Source organism: Variovorax sp. V118 (genome assembly GCF_041154445.1).
Lineage (GTDB): Bacteria > Pseudomonadota > Gammaproteobacteria > Burkholderiales > Burkholderiaceae_C > Variovorax > Variovorax boronicumulans.
On record NZ_AP028663.1, the window covers coordinates 1,339,951 to 1,358,053 of the forward strand.

The 18,103-nt window shown below is 71.3% G+C and carries 6 protein-coding genes; 3 read left to right on the forward strand and 3 right to left on the reverse strand.

Translation table 11 applies throughout. The features are described 5' to 3' along the window. The first annotated feature begins 165 nt into the window (after window positions 1-165). The gene (locus tag ACAM52_RS06185) at window positions 166-11,853 is read left to right on the forward strand and encodes a filamentous haemagglutinin family protein (protein ID WP_369646443.1); all 11,688 of its coding nucleotides are present in this window, start codon (window positions 166-168) and stop codon (window positions 11,851-11,853) included. Continuing rightward, window positions 11,840-12,520: an RNA polymerase sigma factor gene (locus ACAM52_RS06190; RefSeq protein ID WP_369646444.1), complete on the forward strand. Its 681-nt coding sequence runs from the start codon at window positions 11,840-11,842 to the stop codon at window positions 12,518-12,520. The genes ACAM52_RS06185 and ACAM52_RS06190 overlap by 14 nt, the downstream gene beginning before the upstream one ends. Before the next feature lie 4 nt (window positions 12,521-12,524). Here ACAM52_RS06190 and ACAM52_RS06195 read toward each other — a convergent pair whose 3' ends face one another. After that, on the reverse strand, window positions 12,525-15,110 hold the full coding sequence (locus ACAM52_RS06195; protein WP_369646445.1) for an FtsX-like permease family protein: 2,586 nt from the start codon (window positions 15,108-15,110) through the stop codon (window positions 12,525-12,527). A 73-nt stretch (window positions 15,111-15,183) separates the two neighbouring features. Here ACAM52_RS06195 and ACAM52_RS06200 point away from each other — a divergent pair, with 73 nt between their 5' ends. Next, window positions 15,184-16,614, forward strand: coding sequence for a serine hydrolase domain-containing protein (locus ACAM52_RS06200; protein ID WP_369646446.1), 1,431 nt, complete (start codon window positions 15,184-15,186; stop codon window positions 16,612-16,614). Between the two features lie 12 nt (window positions 16,615-16,626). On the opposite strand, the gene ACAM52_RS06205 is transcribed toward ACAM52_RS06200, so the two are convergent. Beyond that, entirely contained in the window at window positions 16,627-17,526 is a 900-nt protein-coding gene (locus ACAM52_RS06205; RefSeq protein WP_369646447.1) for an ADP-ribosylglycohydrolase family protein, read from the reverse strand. Continuing rightward, a complete protein-coding gene (locus ACAM52_RS06210) occupies window positions 17,523-18,098 on the reverse strand; it encodes an NADAR family protein (protein ID WP_369646448.1) in 576 nt (191 codons plus the stop codon). Before ACAM52_RS06210 ends, ACAM52_RS06205 begins: the two co-directional genes overlap by 4 nt. Window positions 18,099-18,103: the final 5 nt, after the last annotated feature.

Here is an 18,103-nt window from a genome sequence, read left to right on the forward strand (position 1 = left end):
CCTTGGCTTTCGATCGCCATCGCAGGGGCTTCTTGAATGGGGCGTGCCTGCGCGATGCGCGCAGCCCCTTCGGCACAGGCTTTACTTCGGCGGGAACGAGAAATGACCATCAGTGGGTGCAACGAAAAGAATCGACCGGCGCGCGCAGCGCAGCAGGTTTTCAGGATGGCGCCCCTCGCGCGGGCCATCGCGGTGGCGCTGGCTGCCGGTGGGGTCCTCGGCAGCGCGCACGCCCAGCGGGCGTTCAGCCCGGCGTGGTTCGCCGACAAGGGCGCGGCGCAGGCGGGCGCGATCGCCACGGGCAAGCTGCCGAACGGCGCGCCGGCGTCCAGCCTGATCCACCCGACGCAGCCGTCGTCGGCGGCGAGCCAGCAGCTGCAGACGTCCATCACCAACCTGAACCTGGCCGCGCGCGCGATTGCCGCGCAGCAGGCGCAGCAGACACAGAAGCGGGCCGAGGCGCTGGCCAGCGGCGAGTCCGCGCCGGACGGCCTGGCCGAAGGCGGCCTGAAGGTCGACACGAATTCGCTGACCGCCGGCTGGCTCAACGCCAGGGACCCTGTTCAGACCGCAGCGAACGGCAGGACCACGGTCACCATCGAGCAGACCGCCGACAAGGCCATCCTGAACTGGGAGACCTTCAACGTCGGCAAGAACACGACGGTGAAGTTCGACCAGCGTGCAGGCACCCACGCCAAGACCGGCGCCAACGAGTGGATCGCGCTCAACCGCATCAACGACCCCAGCGGCCGACCCAGCCAGATCGCCGGCCGCATCGAGGCCGAGGGCAGCGTCTACCTCATCAATCGCAACGGCATCCTGTTCACCGGCAGCAGCCAGGTCAACGTGCGCAACCTGGTCGCCTCCAGCCTGAAGCTCAGCGACGAACAGTTCAAGGCCGGTCTCAACACGCGCCTGGGCGCGAAATCGGGTGACCCCGGTTACTGGAGCGGCCTCGAAGTGGGCGTCGGCATTCCCACCTTCGGCGAGAACTCCAAGCAGATGCCGGCCGATTCGAACGTGCAGTTCGCCGACATGGGCCCGGCCTTCGATCCGGGCAAGCCGCCGGGCGACGTCAAGGTGGCGGCCGGTGCGCAGATCACGGGGCAGGGTGGCCACGTGCTGATGTTCGCGCCCAAGGTCAGCAACGCGGGCAGCATCCGCACGCCGAGCGGCCAGACGCTGCTGGGCGCCGGCGAAAACGTGTGGCTGGAGGCCAAGGAAATCAGCCCCACCGTGCGCGGCTTCGATGCCGTCACTTCGTCGGTGCGGCCCTGGCTCTTTCCGGCCAAGTTCCTGATCAATCCGCAGACAGCGCCCGCCTTCCAGCCCTATCTCATCGGGCGCATCGTGTCCGACATCCTGCCGCTGATGGAGCAGCGCGCGGCCCAGGTCGGCTACAGCGTGCACAACACCGGCATCGTCCAGGCCGATCACGGCGACATCACCATGGTGTCGCGCGAGATCAACCAGGGCGGCATCCTGCAAGCCAGCACCGCGCTGAACAACCGCACGGGCTCCATCCGCCTGCGCGCCTGGGGCCAGGGCGTGCACAACATCGACATCAACCTGGCGGCCGACGTCCCGCGCCTGACGGCCTGGTCGGGCGGCACGCTGACCCTGGGGCCGGACAGCATCACCCAGGTCGTCAACGACTGGCAGGACGCCACGCGGATCGAAAGCGGCTCGCTGGCCAACCGCTACCAGCCCGGGCGCATCGAGCTCTACGGCAAGACGATCGACGTGCAGACCCGTGCCCAGGTCACCGCCGCCGCGGGCCACATCGACATCCAGGCCCAGGCCAACCCCGCGGCCCTGCAGCGCAACACCCAGGTGGGCGACGGCAGCCGCATCCTCATCGGTGAACACGCCACCGTCAGCACCGCGGGACTGATGCAGATGCCGGTGGACATGGCCAGCAACTTCGTCGAGGCCGAACTGCGCATCAACGAACTGCGCGACTCCCACCTGCAGGCGAACACCTGGCTGTACGGCCGGAAGGTCATCGTGGATCGCCGCCGGTCGGGCACCTTCAAGGGGCTGATGGCGGGCGTCGAATGGGTCACCGACGAGTCCGGCAAGGCGCTCAAGGGCGTCTGGGTCGGCACCCCGCTGGCGGACGTGACGGGCTGGGTGGGCAACGGCCTGGTGGGCTTGTCGGAGCTGGCGGCGCGAGGCGGCGACATCACCATCCAGTCCAACGGTTCGGTGATCACGCGGCCGGGCTCCATCCTGGATGTGTCCGGCGGCTCGGTGCGCTACAGCGACGGCTGGAACACGGAAACCCTGCTGCGCGGCGCGGACGGGCGCACCTACACAATGTCGTCCGCGCCGGCGGACATGACCTACACGGGCATCGCGGGCCAGTACCTGCACGCGCATGCGCGCTGGGGCGTCACGCAGACCTACGTCAATCCGATGCTGTCGGGGCGGCGCTGGGAGCCGGGCTACGAGGAAGGCCGCAATGCCGGTTCGATCGACATCCGTGCCGGCAGCGCCTTCATCCTGGAGGGTGAGTTCAGGGGCTCGGTGCAGCCCGGCGACCGGGTGCAGGAAGTGGCCGAGCTGCCTCGGGCCGGCCGCCTCACGGTGGGTTCCAACCGCGCGCAAGAGGGCATGTGGACCCTGGGCCAGGTCGTCATCAGCGACAAGCCCGCGTTGCTGCCGGCGGGTTTCAGCATCGACAGCCCGCTGGGCAAGGACGCCTTCCTGACCGAGCCGGAAGGGCAATCTCCCGGCGCTGGCGCGGGCGTGGGCCGCACCACCTGGCTGTCCGCCGCAGGGTTGAGCCATTCAGGCCTGGGCGCCATCGAGCTGAACCTCAACACCGGCTTCGTGCTGGAAGACAACGCGGTGGTGACTCTGCAGCCGGGGGCGCGCTTCACGGCCGCGGTCTACGACGGCCAGGGCATCCCCGGCAACTTCGACATCCAGGGCAAGCTCATCGCTCCGGGCGGCTCCATTGCGCTGAGCGCCGGCGGCAAGGCGGACAGCGTGCTGCGCCTGGGTGCCAACAGCCTGCTGAGCGTCGCGGGCCAGTGGGTCAACGACACCGGCCAAGGCGTCACGCTGGGCCGCGCCATCCACGGCGGCTCGATCGCACTGGGCACCCCGATGAAGGAGGGCCTGGGCACGGTGTACGGCAACGTGGAGGTGGCCGCCGGCGCGGCACTGGACGTGTCCGGCGGCGGCTGGCTGTCCGGTGTCACGGCGGGCGGCAAGGCCGGCAAGGTGAAGGCGGGCAACGGCGGGGCCATCAGCCTGACGGCCTTCGACAACACCGCGCTCGAGACGCTCGACCTGCGTGGCTGGGCGGGGGGCGATGCGTCCCGGCTCACGCTCACGGCGATCGGCGACGTGCAGGTGGGCGGCGCCGCGCCTGCGGCCGACGCCACGGGCGGGAAGGCATCGGGCGCGGCCAAACCGCTGCACCTGCCGCAGACCCTGTACGCCGAGCGCGGCTTCGGCACGATCGGCATCCGTTCACTCGGCGGGGACGTCGTGGTCGCGGAAGGCGCACAGGTGCACATCCAGCCCACAAGCTGGGACATGCCCGCCGCGGTGTCGACGCTGCGCACGCTGCCCAGCGGCAGCGCATTGGGCGATGTGCTGGCCCCCAAGGCGTTGGACGAACTGAGCGAGCAGCGCCGCGCCGCGCGCGCGCCCGGCGGCCTGTCGCTGGCGACCGGCGCGACCGGTGGCGGCATCCGCATCGACGCGAACGCCAGCATCCAGACAGAAACCGGCGGCACGATCTCGCTGGACGCGGACGGGTCCGGACAGGCCTCCGTGCGGGTGGCGGGCCGCCTGCAGGCGCCGGCCGGGACGCTGAACATCCGCGCCAAGAACACCCTGACGCTGGCCGACGGGGCCGAGTTGCTGCTGCCCGGCGTGGCGCAGATCTTCCACGACCCGGCCATGCGCCTGCCCCAGGGCAAGGTGCTGCCGGGGGGCACGGTCACGCTGAGCGCCGGCACGCTGGACGCGCAGGCCGGTGCGCTGATCGACGTGTCGGGCGCGCGGGGCACGGTGGCGTATTGGGACCGCGGCACGGGCGCGCTCGGCGCCCTGCGGCGCGTGGAACAGGAACTGGGCAGCGACGGCGGCACGGTCGTGATGGAGGCCGCGGCCGGCGGCGCGATGAATGCCAGGCTGCGCGCCCACGGCGGCAATGCCCAGGCGGCGGGCGGCTCGTTGTCCATCACGGACACCAGCGCGGCCGGGCGTGCGTCCGGGGACCTGGTGGCGCCGGACATCGGCTCCTTCCTCTACTACAAGAGCCCCACCGGCACGTACACCTTCAACGGCGAAAAGTACGCGCGGATCATCGGCACCAGCGGTAACCTCGACGTGCGCGACGAGTACGCCGGCGACGTCAAGATGAGCAGCGCCATGCGCACCGCGATCAACACCACGCTGCCGACGTCGGTGTCCAGCAGCAAGGGGCTCGTCCTCGACGCGGGCGCGGCGCTTGCCGCGGGGCCGGGTGCCGACAGGGCGCCGTGGGAGCACGACGCGAGCATCGACAAGCGGGTGGTCGAACTGCTCAACAAGTACTTCTGGAGCGGCACCGGCACGGCGCTGAGCCACAAGATCCATATCGGCAACATCGCCACTTCGGACGGCACCCTGCATGTGTCAGCGAAGGCGCTGCAGGACACGGGCTTCTCGGCGGTCGATCTGCGCTCCACGCAAGTGGGCGTGCAGCTGGCCGGCGGCGTCGACCTGAGCGTCGCCGGTCGCCTGGGCATCACCGCCCCGGTCATCCAGAGCGACGGGCTGGGCGGCGTGGTGCGCTTGCATGCCCACCATCTGCAACTGAACCCACTGACAGGTGCGGTGGGCGCGGTCGGTGCGGCCGGCGCCACGGCCCGCAATGCGGGCGAACTGATCCTGTCGGCCAGCCAGGCCATCGACATCGCAGGCAGGGGTGCGAAGGGCGAGTCCGCATCGCCCGTCGACGTCAAGCTGCGCGGCTTCGAACGCACCGTGCTGGAAACCGGCGACCTGCGCTTCGTGGCGGGCGCCTACAGCGAAGGCGGCACCGACTACGACGACCCGCAGCTGCGGGCCACGCTCGACGTGGGTGGCGCGCTGGAGATCAAGGCCGCGCAGGTCTACCCGGCCACCGCCGTCACGGCGCGAATCAACTCGGACCAGGCCATCACCGTGCGCGGCAACGGGAGCGCCGCGGCGCCTCTGTCGGCCGGCGGCAGCCTGACGCTGAACGCGCCCGTCATCGAGCAGGACGGCGTGCTGCGCGCGCCCTTCGGGCAGATCGCGCTGAATGCCGGCGAGCGCCTGACGCTGGGCACGAACAGCCTGACCTCGGTGTCCGGCGCGGGCCTGGACGTGCTCTACGGCAGCCTGCGCAACGCCGAATACTGGCTGGATCCGGCCAACCCGCAGGGTCGCAACCGTGCCAATGCCGGCGATGCCAATTCCCTGGACGAAAACCGCTACCTGTCGTCCCTGCCGGAAAAGCGCGTGCTCCTGCAAGCGCCCGATGTGGCCATGGCCGCGGGGGCGGTGGTGGACATCGCGGGCGGCGGCGACCTGCATGCGTGGGAGCACGTGCCCGGCTCGGGCGGCTCGCACGACGTGCTGACGCTGCCCGGCATGTACGCCGTGCTGCCGGGCTACCAGGGCCTGTCGCCCGTGGCGGGCGGTGCGGCGGGCAAGAAGGTCTGGCTGGCCGGCGGCGGCCTGGGCGCTGGCTGGTACACGCTCCTGCCGGCGCGCTATGCGCTGCTGCCCGGCGCCTTCGCGGTGCAGAGCACGGGCCAGGCCTTGCCGGCGTGGGCTGCGTCCCGTGGCGAGGTGGTGAGCCTGCGTGACGGCTCGACGATCGTGGCCGGACGGGAGCAGAACACGGTCAGTGGCGCGCGCGATGCCACGGCCTCGGGCTGGCGCGTGCTGCCCGCCAGCCTGGTGCGCAAGGTCAGCGAATACAACGAAGCGCGGGGTAACGCCTTCTTCTCGTCGGATGCGTTCAAGCTGACGCAATACCGCCTCACAGGGCAGGACGTCGTGACCCCGCGCCTGGCGCGCGATGGCGGCGCCGTGGTGTTCAAGGCCGATCGCGCGTTGACGCTGGACGGCGAACTGCGCGCGCAACCCGATGCGGGCGGGCGCGGCAGCCTGGTGGACATCGCCGCCGCCAAGATCGCCATCGTCGGCGCGGGACAGGACAGCAGCGACCTGCGCGCCGACGGCTACCTGGTCGTGGACGCCGGCAGCCTGACGCGCTTCGGCGCGGGCAGCCTGCTGGTGGGCGGCACGCGCACGGGCAATGTGCGAGGCCTGCAGGTGGACGTGGCCGCCAGCGATGTGGTGCTGCGCAACACGGCAGGCACCGCGTTGAGCGGCCCGGAAGTGATCCTGGCCGCGGCGAATGCCGTGTCGATCGAGTCGGGCAGCGTGCTGCGCGCGCACGGCGCCGCGTCGGGCGACGAGGCGAACCTGGTGCTCAAGCCGCAGGTGGCGGCCGTGTGGAGCGACAACAACACGCCCAACGACACCAGCGACGACCACATCGTCACGCCCTCCAAAGACTGGGGTGCGCTGGTGCGCGTGAGCAGCGGCCAGGCCGTGCGGGCGCTGCGCGAGAACGTGGACACCACGGTCGGCGGCCAGGTGCGCATCGGCGCCGGTGCGCTGCTGCAGGGCGGCGAGGCGTTGCTGCTCGACGCCACCAACAACACGGAGATGGCCGCGGGCGCGCAGTTGTCGGGCAAGGCCCTGTCGGTGGCCGCGAGCCGCATCGGCATCGGTGGCGGCAGCGGCGGCCTGGTGCTGGACACCGACGCCCTGGCGCAGTTGTCGCGCGCGCAGTCATTGACGCTGCACAGCTACGGCAGCCTGGACTTCTATCGCTCGCTCGACATGCGCGGCCTGGCGCAGGTGGTGTTCGACGCCGCAGCCTTGCGGGGCCATGGCGCCGATGCCGTGCAGGTGCAGGCCTCCCACCTGACGCTGCAGAACACGGGTGCGTCGCTCGGCAGCGCGGGCACAGGCGGTGGTCGCCTGGAACTGTCGGCCGGCGAGCTGGTGCTCGGCGCGGGCGACAAGACGATGTCCGGCTTCGACCAGGTGCTGCTGTCGGCCAGCCGGCGCATCGCCGGCGAAGGCACCGGGAGCCTGGACGCCGGGACGGCGGCGCTGACGCTGCGCACGCCGGTGCTGCAAGGGGTGTCCGGCTCAGACCAGGCACTGCGAACGCAGGGGCAACTGGTGTTGCAGCAGGACGCGCAGCTGGATGCGCAAGAGATGGCGTCACTGGGCCGCGCCAGCCTGGGCGCGCGCCTCAATCTGTCGGGCCAGGGCGTGACCGTGGCGCTGCCGGTGCTCGCGCTGGGCGGCAGCATTGCGGTCGATGCCGGCACGGGCAACCTGACGGTTGCAGAGCAGGGCCGCCTGCACGCGGGCGGCCTGGAAAAAGTCTTCTTCGACGCGGCCCAGTACGTAGACGCGGGCCAGATCAGCCTGGCGACCCGAGGCGGCCTGATCGACCTGGCCCCAGGCAGCCTGCTGGACTTGTCCGCCCATCCGCGCGGTGGCGACGCCGGCCGCCTGACGGTGGATGCATCGGCCGGCGGACGGGTCCACTTCGGGGGCACGCTGCAAGCGCAGGCCGGTGCCGGCGGCAACGGTGGCAACTTTGCGCTGGCCATCGATCGGCTGGACGATTTCGGCGCGATGGCGCGAACGCTCAACGATGCGGGCTTCAGCCGCTCGCGCCAGTTCCGCGTCCGCCAGGGCGACCTGACGATCGCGGGCACCACGCGGGTGGCCGACTTCGAAGTCATCACCGACCGCGGCGTGATTGCTGTCGACGGCACGGCGCGCGTCGAAGCCAACGCGGCCTACGGCGGCAGCATCCGCCTGGTCGGCGGGGCGGGGCTGACGATGCAGTCGGGCGCGGTGCTGGCGGCCCATGCCACCGACGCCATCGATGGCCTGGGCAGCAGCCGCATCGACCTGGAAGCGGTCGACGGCCAACTGCACCTGGCCGGCGGCACGCTGGACCTGAGCGGCGGCGAAGGCGGCAAGCTGCGGCTGCGGGCGCAGCGCACTGCAGGCAACGACGGCCTGAACGTCACGGCGCTGAACGCCGCCGTGCTGGGCGCGCGCTCCGCGGTGCTCGAAGGCGTGCGCCGCCATGCGAGCACGGATGGCACGGTGGAATCCGTGGCCCCGCAGGCGATCGCCGAGGCCAATGCCTTTGCAGGCCACACCGGCATCCTGGCGAGGCTGGGTGGCAACGCCGCCGCCTACACCTTGGCGGCGGGCATCGAGATCACGAGCCCCGGTGACCTGACGCTCGGCCGCGACTGGAATCTGTTCGACAGCTTCGGTGCGGCGCACCGCGAAGGCACGCTCACGCTGCGCGCCGGCGGCAACCTGAACATCGACGGCCATCTGAGCGACGGCTTCGACGTGGCGGGCCGCGACAACGGCGCGGGCCGGGCGGCGCGGCTGCAGCAGGCCGCGTCGTGGAACCTGCGCCTGGTGGCGGGCGCGGACCTGGGGTCGGTCGATGCACTGGCCACGCGGCCATCGGGCGCGCTTGCAGCCGACACCGGCACGATCCGCGTGGGCACGGCCGGCACCGAGTCGGGCGCCGGCAAGCTGGTGCGCACCGGCAGCGGCGACCTGACGGTACGCGCCGGGCGCGACCTCGTGCTGGCGCACAAGGAGTCCGCGCTGTACACCGCAGGCCGGGCCGAGGCCGATCCCACCTTGGGCGGCGGCTTCGACACCGCCAGCGTCGATGCCCAGTACGGCACCGCAGGTGGCCACGTGGATGTCGCGGTCCAGGGCAGCGTGCGTGCGCCCACCGCGCAGGGCGCGCGTTCGGACCAGATCCTGACCGAATGGCTGTTCCGCCAGGGCCGCTATGGCGGAGATCTCAGCAGTCCCACCGGCTACTACGACGCGTACAACATGGGCGAGAGCTGGGCGCCGGTCATGTCCGCCCGGGGCCAGCAACCGAGCTGGTGGGTGAACCACGCCAGCTTCCAGCAGGGCCTGGGCGCGCTGGGCGGCGGCAACGTGAAGCTGTCGGCGGGCGGCGACCTGGTGAACCTGGTGGTGGCCTTGCCCAGCACCATGCGCGTGACGGGCGGGCGTTCCGCTGGCGACGCCGCGGCCTCCATCGTGACGCGCAATGGCGGGCAGCTGCAGGTGAGCGCAGGCGGCGCCTTGAAGGCCGGCCAGTACTACGTGGGCCGCGGCGCCGGCGAGATCGACGCAGGCACGAGCGCCGCCGGCTATGTCATGACCGGCATCTCGAGCAGCTGGCCCAACACCGCCTATTCCTACGACATCGCGCCCGTGCTGGCGCTGTCGGACGCCACGCTCAAGCTGCAGACGCTGGGCGACCTGGTCCTGCAGACCGTGATCGACCCGATGCAGATACGCCGTGCCTACGTCGACCAGGCCGACCGGGACACCAGCGGCGCGTCCAGCCATGCGATGTTCATGAGCAGTCAGACAGAGCGCAGCGCCGTCAGCCTGGTGTCCACCGGCGGCAACGTGCGCCTGGTCAACCAGTCGGAATTCGTGGCAGGAAACGACACGGAGAACACCACCAGGCTGGTGAGCGGCATGACGGACACCAAGCTCCAGACGGACATGGTGGGCCTGTACCCGGCCAAGGTCAGCGTGTCGGCCCTGAGCGGCAACATCGACGTCGCGGGCCTGCTGGCGATGGCGCCGGCGAACAGCAGCGACCTGTCTTTGCTGGCCGCGAAAGACCTGCGCTTCCTGCGCGGCAGCAGCCTGCAGAACACGGGTGCCATCGTCATGACCCAGACCACGCTGGACAAGTGGCCGTCGATATTCCGGCCGTGGATGGGTTTCACGATCACGCTGGGCGGGGCATCGGCGTTCGGCGCGCCGCTGAAGTCGGTCTATGGCGGCTTCTCGGTGACGAACACGTTCCTGACCAACAGCCTCAATGGCATGGAGCTGTTCGACAACCCCGATGTGCTGCCGATGCAGGTGCATGACTTCACGCCCAGCCGCTTGTACGCGGCGACCGGTTCCATCAGCGACCTGAATCTGATCGCGTCGGAATCGGTGCACGTGCAGGCCGGCACCGACATCCGCAACTTCGAGCTCAGCGCGCGCAACCTGCGCCCCACCGACACCACCATGCTGGCGGCGGGCAACGACATCCTGGCTGTCGCCAACAGGCTCCTGTCGCACCGATATGCGCGATACAGCGGCGACGCGGCGGCCTACTACTACGACAGGGGCAGCCGCACCGCGCTGCAAGGGCCGGGATCCCTGCTGCTGCTGGCCGGGCGCGACATCCAGGGCAACAACCTGTCGCTGTACACCAATGCCAATCGCTATTGGGACTACGTGTCGGCAACGCCGCTCGGCGAAGAATCGAACGTCATCAAGGCCCTGCCCGCCGAGGGCGCCGGCATCACCCTGATGGCCGGCATGAACAAGGCCGCCAGCTACGACGCCTTCGAGCGGGCCTACCTGAACCCGGCCAACGTGGCCGCCATGCCGGACTATCTGAAGACCACCCTGGCCGACGGCACCGTGGCGCCGCTGTACCTGAGCGACGGGGTGGAAAACCGCGGCGACCTGGCCAAGCTGACGCGCCGCGGCCTGGTGTCCTTCGTGGAAGGCATGCTCGGTGCCGACAAGGTCGCCAGCCTCACCGGCACTGCGGACGGCAAGCTGAGCCCGCAGCAGGCGTGGGAGCAATACCGGCAACTGCCGCCCCTGGTGCGCGAGCAGTTCCTGCGCCAGGTCTTTGTCTATGAATTGCGCGAAGGAGGGCGCGACCAGAACGGGGGCGATGGGCAGAACGGCCCGATCAACGGCGGCTACCGTCGCGGCTCCGCGGCCATCGACACGCTGTTCCGCGGTGCGACGGCCGAAGGCCAGCCCGTGCGCTACGCCGCGGACCTGCCGGACAACTGGCGCAGCAGCTGGTCCGGCGTGGGCAGCATCGCCGCGACCCGGATGGCGGCGCGCACCCACCAGGGGGGCGACATCAATGTCTTCACCCCCGGCGGCGGCCTGCAGGTGGCGGGGCTGGGCGCGGTGGTGCCGGACGGATACGGCCTGGTGACGCTGGCCTCGCCGGGGCAGGTCAATGTGTTCACCGACCGAGACATCATCGTGAACCGCTCGCGCATCCTGTCCTTCGTCTCGCAGGCCGAGCCGCTGGGCAGCGACCAGGTGTTGTGGTCCAGCCAGGGCGACATCGACGCCGGCCGCGGCGCCAAGACGGTGCGCATCCCGCAGGCGCCGGAAGTCACGTCGGACGCCGACGGCAACATCACCGTGGAGGAAAAGCGCGACATGAGCGGCGCCGGCATCGGCACCGTGGGCGAAGGCGACGTGGACCTGGTCGCGCCCCGGGGCACCATCGATGCGGGCGATGCCGGCATCCGGGTCGCCAGCAACCTCAACATTGCAGCGCTGCAGGTGCGCAACGCCGACAACATCCAGGTCAAGGGCGAAACGACCGGGCTGCCGGTGGTGGCGGCGGTGAACATCGGCGCACTGACCACCGCCAGCGCGGCGGCGTCGGCGGCGGCCATGGCGGCGCAGGAGTCCATGCGCCAGGAGCGGGCCGCGGCACGTCAGAACCTGCCCTCGGTCTTCACGGTGCGGGTGCTGGGCTTCGGCAACGAAAGCCTGCCGTCGGGCGGTGCGGGTGCATCGTCGCCGCCACGCCCCGGCGCGCAAGCGGGCGCTGCGCCTCGGTACGACCCTGCCAACCCTGTGCAGGTCTTTGGACACGGCAACCAGTTCGACGCGTCGGTGATGTCGCTGTTGACCGACGCCGAGAAGACCAGGTTGCGCCATGCGGGCAAGTAAGACGATGTCCGCGGCTGAGTTCGATCCCGGTCCTTGTTTTCAAGGGCCATTCGCGGGTCACGGCGAACCCGTCGGCGTCGTGCTGCGGGCGTTTCTGACGGCGAACTACGCGTACCTGCATCGCCGCTTGGCCCGCGATCTCGGCTGCTCCGACCAGGCCAGCGAGTGCCTGCACGAGGCCTGGCTGCGCCTGGGCGAGATGACGGCATCGGAGCCTGTGCGCAGTCCCGGGGCCTATGTCTACCGAACGGCGCGCAACCTGGCGATGGATCGCCTGCGCAGCGATCGGTCCTGGCAGTACGTGGGCGAATGGGATACGGCCCTCGATCTCCTGGCCGATCACGCGCCCGGCCCCGATGCCATCGCCGAGGCACGTTCGGCCGTGGAGGCCGTGGAGCAGGCGATGCAGCGGCTTTCGCATCGGCATCGTTCGGTGCTCGTGGCACTGCAGATCGAGGAGATGACCCGCCAGGACGTGGCGGACCGGCATTGCATCTCCTTGCGTCGGGTGGACACGGCACTTCGCCAGGCCCTGGACTACTGCGCGCATGCGTCCGGCCACACCGTGCGGGCGGAAGGCGCTTCGCCCCGGCGGGGTCTTTCGCGGCGATGGCAGGAGAAAGTCGTCGCGCCGATGCGCGCCGGCGCGCCACGCGCGCAGAAGTGAGGCGCTACCAGTCCTCTTTCACCGCCAGCACCACGTCGCGACCCGCGGCGGCGCGCCCGGCCATCCACGCCGTGAACGTGCCGGCCGCCACCACAGCCGCGCACAGCGCCAGCAGCCGCACCCACGGCACCAGCAGGTCCATGCTCCAGTGGAAGCTCTGCGGGTTCACCACCTTCACCAGCACCACCGACACGGCCAGCCCGAGCAGCAGCCCGGCCACCGCGCCGATGGCCGTCCAGGCCGCGCCTTCGCCGGCCACCACGGCCAGCACCTGCCGCCGCGTGAAGCCCAGGTGCGCGAGCAGGCCGAACTCCTTGCGCCGCGCCAGCACCTGCGCGCTGAAGCTGGCGGCGATGCCGAACAGGCCGATGGCGATGGCCACGGCCTGCAGCCAGTAGGTGACGGCAAAGCTGCGGTCGAAGATGCGCAGCGAGGTCGCGCGGATCTGGCCGACCGAGGCGAGCTCCACGGCGCCGTCGCGTGATGCGCGCGAGGCGAGGGCGCGAACGGCCGCCTGCACTTCCGTTTCGGACGCACCGGGCGCGAGCCACAGTGCGACGTCGCTCACGTCGTGCTCGCCGGTGATGCGCTCGAAGTCGCGCGCGTCCATCGCGATCGCGCCGAACTGCCGCGCGTAGTCGCGCCACACGCCGGCCACGAAGAACACCTGCGGCGTCGCCGTGCGCATCGCATCGGCCAGCGGCGCGAACGCGCTGCCCGGCTTCGCGCCGTACAGCTCGACCATCGGCTCGCTCACGTAGATGCCGGTCTGGCCGGGCGGCACCGGCAGTGCCTCGCCCACCAGCGGCAGGCCGCGCACCACGCCGCCTTCGAGGCTGCGCGCGATCAGCGTCACGGCGGGCTGCGCGGGGTCGAGCTGCAGCGACTGCGTGCGCAGCGTGCCGGTGCGCGCCACGCCGGGCAGTTGCGCCAGCGCCTGCACGAAGGCCGGCGCGAAGGTCGCGGTGTCGGTGCTGCTGGTGCCGCCGCTGTTGCCGCTGCCGCGCCCGCCCGAGGTGGCGCGCACGTACAGGTCGGCCGGCAGCACCACGTCGAGCCAGTGCGTGACCGACTCGCGAAAGCTCGCGACCATCACCGTGAGCGCCACCGCCAGGCTCAGGCTCGCGACCACGCCGCTCACCGCCACGGCCGCCGTGCCGCGCATGCGCCGCGCGCGCTCGACGGCGAGCATCGGCAGCACGCGCCGCGCAAACGCCGGTGCCACACGGTCATACAGCAGCGCGATGAGCCAGGGCAGGGCGGTGATGCCGCCCACCAGCAGGCAGGCCACCGACAGATACGCCGCCACCGGAATGCCGCCGATGGCCGGCAGGTTGGCCAGCGCCGCGCCCGCGCCGATGAGCCCGAGCGCGAGCCAGTGGTGGCGGCCCTGCGCGGGCGCCGCGCCCAGGCCCTTGAGCGTCTGCGCTTCGGGCAGCGCCTGCGCGGCGCGCGCGGGCCACCAGCCGCCCACCAGCGCGGCCACCACGCCGAGCCCGCCGTACAGCAGCGCGGCGCCACTGCTCCAGTGCAGCCGGGGCGCCACGCCTTCGAAGTAGCCGCCGCCCAGGTCGCCGCCCAGCACGCGCAGCGCGAAGGCCGCGAGCGCGGTGCCCAGCGCCAGGCCGGCCGCGCTGCCGATCAGCCCGAGCACCAGCGATTCGGCCAGCACCAGCCGCAGCCGCCCGCGCGGCGTGAGGCCCAGCACGCCGAGCAGCGCGAACTGCTGCGCGCGCTTGGCCACGCTGAGCGCGAGCACCGAGAACACCAGGAACGCGCCCGTGAACAGCGCCACCAGCGCCAGCACCGTGAGGTTGACGCGGTAGGCGCGCGACAGGTTGCTCACGCGCTCGGCCGCATCGCCCGGCTCGGCGAACTTCAGGCCTGCGGGCCAGTCGGGCGACTTTTCGAGCGTGGCCACAAAGGCCGCGCGGTCGGTGCCCGGCGTGAGCCGCAGGTCGATGCGGCTCAACTGGCCGAGCGGGCCGAACAGCTCCTGCGCGACCGCGATGTCCATCACCGCCAACGCCGCGCCGCCGGCCGTCACATGGCCCGACACCGCAAGGCGCTGCCACGCGGCGCCGCTGCGCAGCTGCAGGCTCTCGCCGGTCGCGGGTTGCAGCGGCAGCTGCAATGCCTGGCGCGCCGCCGCGTTGAGGAACACATGGCCGGGCGCGAACAGCGCGAAGCGGTCGGCGCCGGCGGCCGACTGCGGCATCAGCGCGGGCGCGATGGTGGGCAGCGCGAGCGCATCGATGCCGATCACGCGCAGCGGCACCTGGCGTCCGTCGTGGCCCAGGGCCAGGGCCTGGAACTCGAGCACCGGGCTCGCCAGCGCCACCTCGGGCCGGCGCGCGAGCCGGCCGAACACGGCCTCGTCGAAGCTGCCCTGCGCGGCGCGCACCTCGAGGTCGGGCTGGCCGTTCACCGAGCGCACCGCGCTGGAGAACTCGTCGAGCGCCGAGGCGTTGATGAGCTGCACCGAGAACGCCAGCGCCACGCCCAGCATCACGGCCAGCACGGCTGCCGCGTTGCGCCAGGGGTGGTGGCGCAGTTCCTGCCAGGAGAAAGTCGAAAGCAATGCACGCATGGGGTCATTGTGGCCGCCGTGGCAGGATGGCGTCTGTTCGACGATGACGACTTCACGCCCGAGGATTCCGACGATGCGGCTTCTGCCCTCCGCCTGGTGCCGCCGCTGGCTGGCGCCCTGGCTTCTCGTGCCCTGGCTGGCGGGCGCGGCGAGCGCGCAACTCGCACCGCCGTCCGCACCGCTCTCGCTCGCCAGCGACCCCGCCGTGCTGGCCCGCACCGCGCTCGGCGCCGAGCGCGGCACGCTGGTGGTCGGCGTGCTGCGCGGCGACAAGGCCGCCTACGGCATCGCCCACAACCCCGAGCCGCTGGTGGCGCGCGCGATTGCGGCGGCCAGCGCGGAGCAGCCGATGTTCGAGATCGGCTCCGTCACCAAGGTCTTCACAGGCCTGCTGCTGGCGCAGGCCGTGGAGCGCGGCGACGTGGCGCTCGACGACAGCGTGGGCAAGCTGCTGGCCGGCCATGCCGAGGGCGTGCCGCCCGCCGTGGCCGCGATCACGCTGCGGCAGCTCGTCACCCACACCGGCTGCCTGCCCGTGATGGCCGACGGCGTGACCGGCGGCGCCGCGCTGGCCGAGCAGTTCCGCAGCTTCGACCTGCCGATGTTCTGGGCCGCGCTCGCGCGCATCCACCTCACCGCCGCCGCGGCGCCGTGCGAGGCGCGCTACAGCAACTTCGGCATGGCGCTGCTCGGACAGCTGCTGGCGCTGCGCTACGGCACCTCGTGGGGCGAGCTGGTCCGCGCGCGCATCACCGAGCCGCTGGGCATGAACGACACCGTGATCCCGCTCGGCGACAAGGCCTCGCGCATGGCGCCGCCGTTCGCGGGCGACCAGCGCCAGCGCCGCTTCGACATGCATGCCTACGCGCCCGCCAGCGCGCTGCGCTCGACCGCCGCCGACATGCTGGCCTTCAGCCGCGCCATCCTCGCGGGCGCCCACGGCCCGCTGGGCCCGGCCGCCGCGCGCCTGCTCACGCCGCTCGCGCGCTACGAGGGCGCCGAGATCGGTTATGCCGTGATGGTGCGCGGCCCCGAGACCGGCCGACGCACCTACTACCACGCGGGCGTCACCGAGGGCTACCGCACGCTCTGGCTGCTGGCGCCCGACACCGGCGAGGCGCTCATCGTGCTGGCCAGCAACCAGCGCGCGCCGCTGCAGCCCGTGATGCTCGCCATCGGCAAGAGCCGCTACCCGGTGCCGACGACGGAAGTGCCCATCGATCCGAAGCGCCTGGCCGACTACGCGGGCGAGTTCCGCGTCGGCAAGGCGCAGGTGCTGGGCTTCACCGTGCGCGACGGGCGTTTGCTGGCGCGTGAATCGGGCAAGGGCTACAACGGGCTCACGCCCACGGGGCCTGATCGTTTTGCGGTGACGGCCATCGGCGCGCAGTTCGTGTTCCGGCGTGGGGATGGCGGCGAGGTGATCGGCGTCACGCTGACGCAGGGTGGCAGCCGGCTCGAAGGGCGGCGCGTGGGGGCCGCCGCTGCCGTGACGTCGGATTGAGCGCGGGCGCGTTCAGCGTTGCGCCAGCGCGAGCAGGTCGTTGGCCATCTGCGTGATCTCGTCGCGCATCACGAGCTGGCGCAGCCAGCCGGCAGGAATGCCGTCCACGCCGTAGAAGGCACCCGCGATCTGGCCGCAGATCGCCGCGGTGGTGTCGGCATCGTCACCCAGGTTGGCGGCCGCGAGGACCGCCTGCTCGAACGAGTCGGTGTGCGCGAAGCACCAGAGCGCTGCTTCGAGCGATTCGACGCAGTAGCCCGAACCCTTGATGTGTTCGATCGGCTTCGAGGCGTAGTCGCCGCGTGCCAGCGCCGCGACTTTTTCGCTCAAGGGCGCCAACGGTACGGTGGCAAGGATCGCCGCCTTGCTTTCGCCTTGCAGCGCTGCACGCAGTTGCAACGCGAAAAGCTGCGAGCACTCGATAGCCTCCTGCGCGCCGTGCGTGGTGCGGGTGCTTTCGCCGGCCTGCCGCCAGGTGGCTTCGGCGCTCGGCGCGTAGAACATCGGCACCGGCGCGAGCCGCATCAGCGCTCCGTTGCCTGCCGTGCGCGGATCGGGGTCGCCCGCGAACGGATCGTCCGATGCGAGGTAGCGGGTGAGGGCGCCCGACACCGTGAAGCCGATGTCGAAGCAGCTTCCCGTGCTGCTCATGTAGCCCACGCTGCGCCAGTTGCAGTAGCGGTTCATCTGGTCGGTGGCATCGAAGCCCTGGCAATGGATCAGGCTCGCCGCGAGGCACAGCGCCATCGAGGTGTCGTCGGTCCATTCGCCGGGGATCAGGCCGAAAGGGCCGCCGCCGCGCATGTCGGTGATGGGCTCGAACGTGCCGCGCGTGCGGAACTCCAGCGTGGTGCCCACCGCATCGCCGCAGGCCAGCCCGAGCAGGCACCCCTGGTAGCGCGCCGCGTTCATGGGGCCGCCCCCAGTTCGTCGCGGGCCGCCATCAGCGCATAGCCCAGCAGGTTCAGGCCTTTCCAGGTGCGCGGGTCTTGCGCTGCCGCGTCCGTCGCCGCGAGGCCGATGCCCCAGATCGCATCGACGGGGCTCGCCTCGACCAGCACCTGCCGGCCGGTGCCGAGCAGGTACGCGCCGAGCGCCGCGTTCTGCGAGAACTTCGCAACGTTTCCGCGCGTCACGAGGTCGAAGCGCGCTTCGAGCCACGCCGCTTCATCGAAGTTGCCGATCTGGCGCCCCAGCTTCTTTGCTTCGCCGGGCGTGCGCGCGGCGATGATCCTTTCGCAGGTGGCCGCGTCACCGAAGAGCCGCGCCTTGCCGGCCATCATGAAATGCTCGGCGGTACGGTACGCGACGCCTCCGACAGTGAAGGGCGCCTCGTACCACTGGCTGAAGCAGCTCTTGCCGATGCTGCCGTCCTTCGGAACCTGGTGGCCCCAGAAGAACAGGCAGTCGATCTTGTGGCCTTGGGCGATGTGCGCGAGCAGGTCTTTGTTGCTGCGCAGCGCGTGGGGTGTGTTCGTCGTCATTCCTT